We start from the raw sequence: 3,918 nt of genomic DNA on the forward strand, positions 1-3,918 counted from the left end.
TGGCAGTCCGTTGCCCCGAACGGCGATCAACATATCCTCAGTGTTGCTGCGGGTGTAGTTGCCGCCGTTCATCCGTGTTTCGGTGTTGAGTAATTCCATGAAATCCCAACTGTCGAGCAGTTTCTCCTCCTGAATGGCTCTATCTATGCGCTCCATTGCCAGTTTGTTGAGTTTTACCCACGTGAACAATTTCATCGTTTTGACCGTGAATCCCCATGCTGAGGCCAACTTCATAGCCTCAGCCGAAAAATTCCCTGTGCACCACATACAGAGTACGGAGTTTTCCGCGGCTATTTGTTCTATGGGGAGTCGGGTGAGGGAATAAAAATCGGTGGTAGCGTAGTGGTTATTAGCGGCTCCGTTGCTGACTGCATTATTATATTGCCACGGGGGATCAGCTAATATCAGGCTGTATTTTTGTTCCATCTCTCCGCCTATCCCGCTCATAATCCTCCCCGCATTCCCGGCTACAGAATGCACCGTGTAGCTCATTTAATTTATTCGCTGCATCGATAATATCCATGATGGTTCTCGTTATTTTTTGGGGTGGCGATATAGAAGAGCTAAATATTGAGTGCCATCTGATTTTGGAGGTTCGGAATATAATTCACCTGTGAGTAAGTTTTGATACGCCACAGGTTTCATATTTTCATATTCAGCGAGTTTTTCTACCGCCTCACAGAGTTTGATTATATTTTGAGGTGATATCACCAAATCGAGATAACCAATTCTACTGTAAAACTTATCGCGGCTTTCATTTTCTTTGGAAGATAGATATTCCTTTTCTGCGGATAATACCGCCTCACTACGCTTTTTTATTTCTCGCGCCAACTCAATTACATTATTGTTCATGATTATTCTCGCTCAATTCTTCTATTATATAAAAATTATCAGCGCCGCATTTTGGACACGTCTGAATAAATGCAAAATTTGGGAATTCAGGGTCTGGAACTCCAACCCGATCGTTTTCATAATGAATATGTTTACATTGACGTTTGGCGCATACTACTTTGTCATTTCTCATTCAATCCTCCTGCATATATTCGCTGCCCGTTCGCACATTTCAGTGTCAAACCAACCGAAATGGCATTCGTTGAAACTGATATTTAATTGATTTGCTAACCAGTGATACGCTTCCGTGCGCTCTAAATTACGACTCCTGACTACATCATCGAAATACCGATGAGCCGATGCTCTGGCTCTGCGTGTCGTTTTATCTGCCAGTGACCCCATCGGGATATCCGTTCCCGGATGAATGCTGACGCGCGCACCACATGCCCAACAGTGGTATAGCCACGGCCAGCGGTTATCATGGATGCGTTTAAAAACATTCAGGTGATGCTCAATCATCACGTGTCTGCCGCAATAACGGCAGTGTGTCGGAATGGGGTAGGGGTCATTGACTCTTGCAATTGCTCTGGGATTGGGGTTCCATGGGGTGAACTGCATGTGTCCTCCCGAATTTGGTTACAATAATCCTCCCGCCGCACAGCAGCGTAGTGATAGGGTTGGGGTTAATTAGATACTTCTGTCTGGATTGCCGAGCACGAAGACCCGGTGTTGGAAATCGGTGGCAGAGGATGCCTTTTGAGCGGGTTTTTTGTCTTTCCTTACATACTTTCCTTGATTCTCATTGGCCCATATTCGTCTACATACAACACACCGACGATTTTTGGTGTATCTCAGTGTATGCCCGTGTGGACAGGGTTTACCGTAAAAATATTTACTCGGCTCCGTGGTCATCAATCGCATCTCCCATGCTATTCAGTTTATCAACCTGCTTCTGGGTTGTTTCTGGTTTTTCGAACCAATCATCTACGCTGGACATGCCATCACGCAGAGACGCATAGATTTTTTTCATCTGAACCATCTGAGCAGGGCGCATTGCTTCAACTCGACACTGAATGCGTTTTTGGATTTGCTCACTGGTTACGCCAAATTCCGCTTTGAATACTTCAACCATTTTTTTAATGGCCTCTGGTGATGTATCTGCATTACTCCTGAGAGTCACATCACACTGATTAACCGCAGCCTCAACAACATCTCCCGGTATTACACCGAGGATACAGGCGCGTAATCTTCTGGAACCCTGATTAGCGACCAATTCATAGATATCGCGGGGATCTTCCAGTTTCTTTTTGCCATTACGCGTAAATCGAACATGAGGAACCGTGAATGTTTTTACCTGTCTGGTGTTCGTCTCGATATCCCATGCGAACGCCTCAACGGTTGATTCCCCGTTTTTTTGCTCCAACTCTCGGATACCAAACTGAATATTCCCCCAATTTTGAGCTACTGCTTCGGCTAATCTGATACTAGGCCCTGTAACTTCTGCACCTCCGCGTGAATATGAATACAAGGCGCTTTCTGCCAGAGTAGGTCGGGTGCATGCTTGTAAAATTCTGTCCATTGCCATAATGGGGTCACGCGGGAACTTTTTAGCTATCACCATTGCGGCTTGAACTTCCTGTATTGCCCGCTGTTGTTCAACGGCTACCATCCCCTGTGTTGGCTGCGCTTGCGGTGCATTAGAACCAAATGGATTAATTACATTATTCATCTCTTCTCCTGGCCCACTCAGGGCGTTGAACAACTTCGAAACCTAAGCCGAAATTTCCTTTTACTCGGCACTCGTGGTACGTATTTAGATTCTTTCTGAACAAATCAAAACCAACCTCCCTGTCATACTGATCCAGCACAAACAGACGAACAGGATATTTGCCACAATCGATAGATTCACTGACTGCCAGAAAACAAAAGATAGGGATAGTTCCGGTATATTGCCGATAACCTTCGCCATACATGGCATCCTGAACGTGATAGCGATATTCCTCTATATGAGTAGGGAATCGACTAATATCTGAAACTTTTTTAACATCTACAATGATGTCATTATCGGGGATTAACTTATCCGGTCGTATCCTGCATAATTCGCCAGTTTCAGCGTCGTTCCAATAAATTGAAGCCTCACAAACTCCATCGTGTTCCAATAGTCGCCTCCCCCCCGGATGAGCCATCACACTATCCCGCATTAGTTGTAATTTCCGGTGTTGCTCGTAGTCCATCACGATCTTTCCTGTTTTTTTGCACTCTTCTAAAAACTCCTTTTCTTCTTCTTTTCCTGAGTTGGTGCGGCGATTGAATTGAGGTGCTTTAATAAACCTATTGTCAAATTCATCCGGTTCTAATAACAGGCAATGAAGCGCCGTCCCCATATCCAGAGCGCTTTTTTTCTCTTCATCCTCTGGGGCGTCCCTGTCCCAATCTAAAAGTGCTGTTGATTTTGCCACTTTATCCAACTGCGACTTGCTCACCCCCTCGCCGCGGTGATAGTCCTCATTGGAAATGTCATAATAGATACCGGGTTTCATGCCTCTGCTCCTCCACTGCTCGACACACATCAAACAGCCATGTGTGGTACGTATCCATTAATTCAGGCCGTTTATCACCCGCCATTTCCAACAGAGAATTAATCTCATCTGATAGCGTGTTGTCGGGTAATTTTCCCAGTCTGTTATTGGCTCTATTGTCCAGATCCTCATCGAGAGCATCTTGGTATGCGGACTCTTCCCTGTCCCGCTCGTATTTCTCCTCCTGAGCACCAGAGGGGTTATAGTCGAATCTCATAGCGCCTCCGTGATGACATATCCATGCTGTTCGAAATAATCTCTAACATCCCCAAATGTAATAGCTGTTTTACTGAGGATTTCATCTAATCCCCCATCTATTCGTTTAATGGTGTTATCAGAAAAAGTAAGAATTGTTGTTCCTGTTGAACTGGCATCACTTCCATATGATGAGCATAAAATTTGAATGCACATGATTACCTCCGTTAAACTGGAATAAATACAAATGATGAGATGATGAGTAGTGCGAGACGGCGCACATGGAAGCGCCGGTTCCTGATTGCCTGTGGTT

At 45.0% G+C, this 3,918-nt stretch carries 8 protein-coding genes; all 8 read right to left on the reverse strand.

Translation table 11 applies throughout. The features are described from left to right. Positions 1-447, reverse strand: a 447-nt coding sequence (locus tag AAY47_RS17155) for an MT-A70 family methyltransferase (protein WP_235428401.1), incomplete at its 3' end; no start/stop codon positions are given. 87 nt (positions 448-534) lie between these two features. Then, entirely contained in the window at positions 535-852 is a 318-nt protein-coding gene (locus AAY47_RS20125; protein ID WP_053014330.1) for a hypothetical protein, read from the reverse strand. Then, positions 842-1,024 carry a hypothetical protein gene (locus AAY47_RS17160; RefSeq protein WP_047771413.1) on the reverse strand — a complete coding sequence of 61 codons (183 nt, stop codon included), beginning with the start codon at positions 1,022-1,024 and terminating at the stop codon, positions 842-844. The genes AAY47_RS20125 and AAY47_RS17160 overlap by 11 nt, the downstream gene beginning before the upstream one ends. Further along, on the reverse strand, positions 1,021-1,449 hold the full coding sequence (locus AAY47_RS17165; protein ID WP_047771414.1) for a zinc-finger-containing protein: 429 nt from the start codon (positions 1,447-1,449) through the stop codon (positions 1,021-1,023). Before AAY47_RS17165 ends, AAY47_RS17160 begins: the two co-directional genes overlap by 4 nt. A 274-nt stretch (positions 1,450-1,723) precedes the next feature. Beyond that, complete coding sequence (locus tag AAY47_RS17175; RefSeq protein ID WP_200897806.1) at positions 1,724-2,560, reverse strand: hypothetical protein; 837 nt, start codon at positions 2,558-2,560, stop codon at positions 1,724-1,726. Next, on the reverse strand, positions 2,553-3,371 hold the full coding sequence (locus AAY47_RS17180; protein ID WP_047771417.1) for a PD-(D/E)XK nuclease-like domain-containing protein: 819 nt from the start codon (positions 3,369-3,371) through the stop codon (positions 2,553-2,555). The genes AAY47_RS17175 and AAY47_RS17180 overlap by 8 nt, the downstream gene beginning before the upstream one ends. Beyond that, complete coding sequence (locus tag AAY47_RS17185) at positions 3,349-3,627, reverse strand: hypothetical protein (protein ID WP_047771418.1); 279 nt, start codon at positions 3,625-3,627, stop codon at positions 3,349-3,351. Before AAY47_RS17185 ends, AAY47_RS17180 begins: the two co-directional genes overlap by 23 nt. Further along, positions 3,624-3,918 (reverse strand): hypothetical protein (locus tag AAY47_RS17190; RefSeq protein WP_235428402.1); only part of this gene is annotated, 295 nt, incomplete at its 5' end. The genes AAY47_RS17185 and AAY47_RS17190, both read right to left, overlap by 4 nt.

This window comes from Xenorhabdus griffiniae, assembly GCF_001028135.1.
In the GTDB taxonomy this organism is placed as follows: Bacteria; Pseudomonadota; Gammaproteobacteria; order Enterobacterales; family Enterobacteriaceae; genus Xenorhabdus; species Xenorhabdus bakwenae.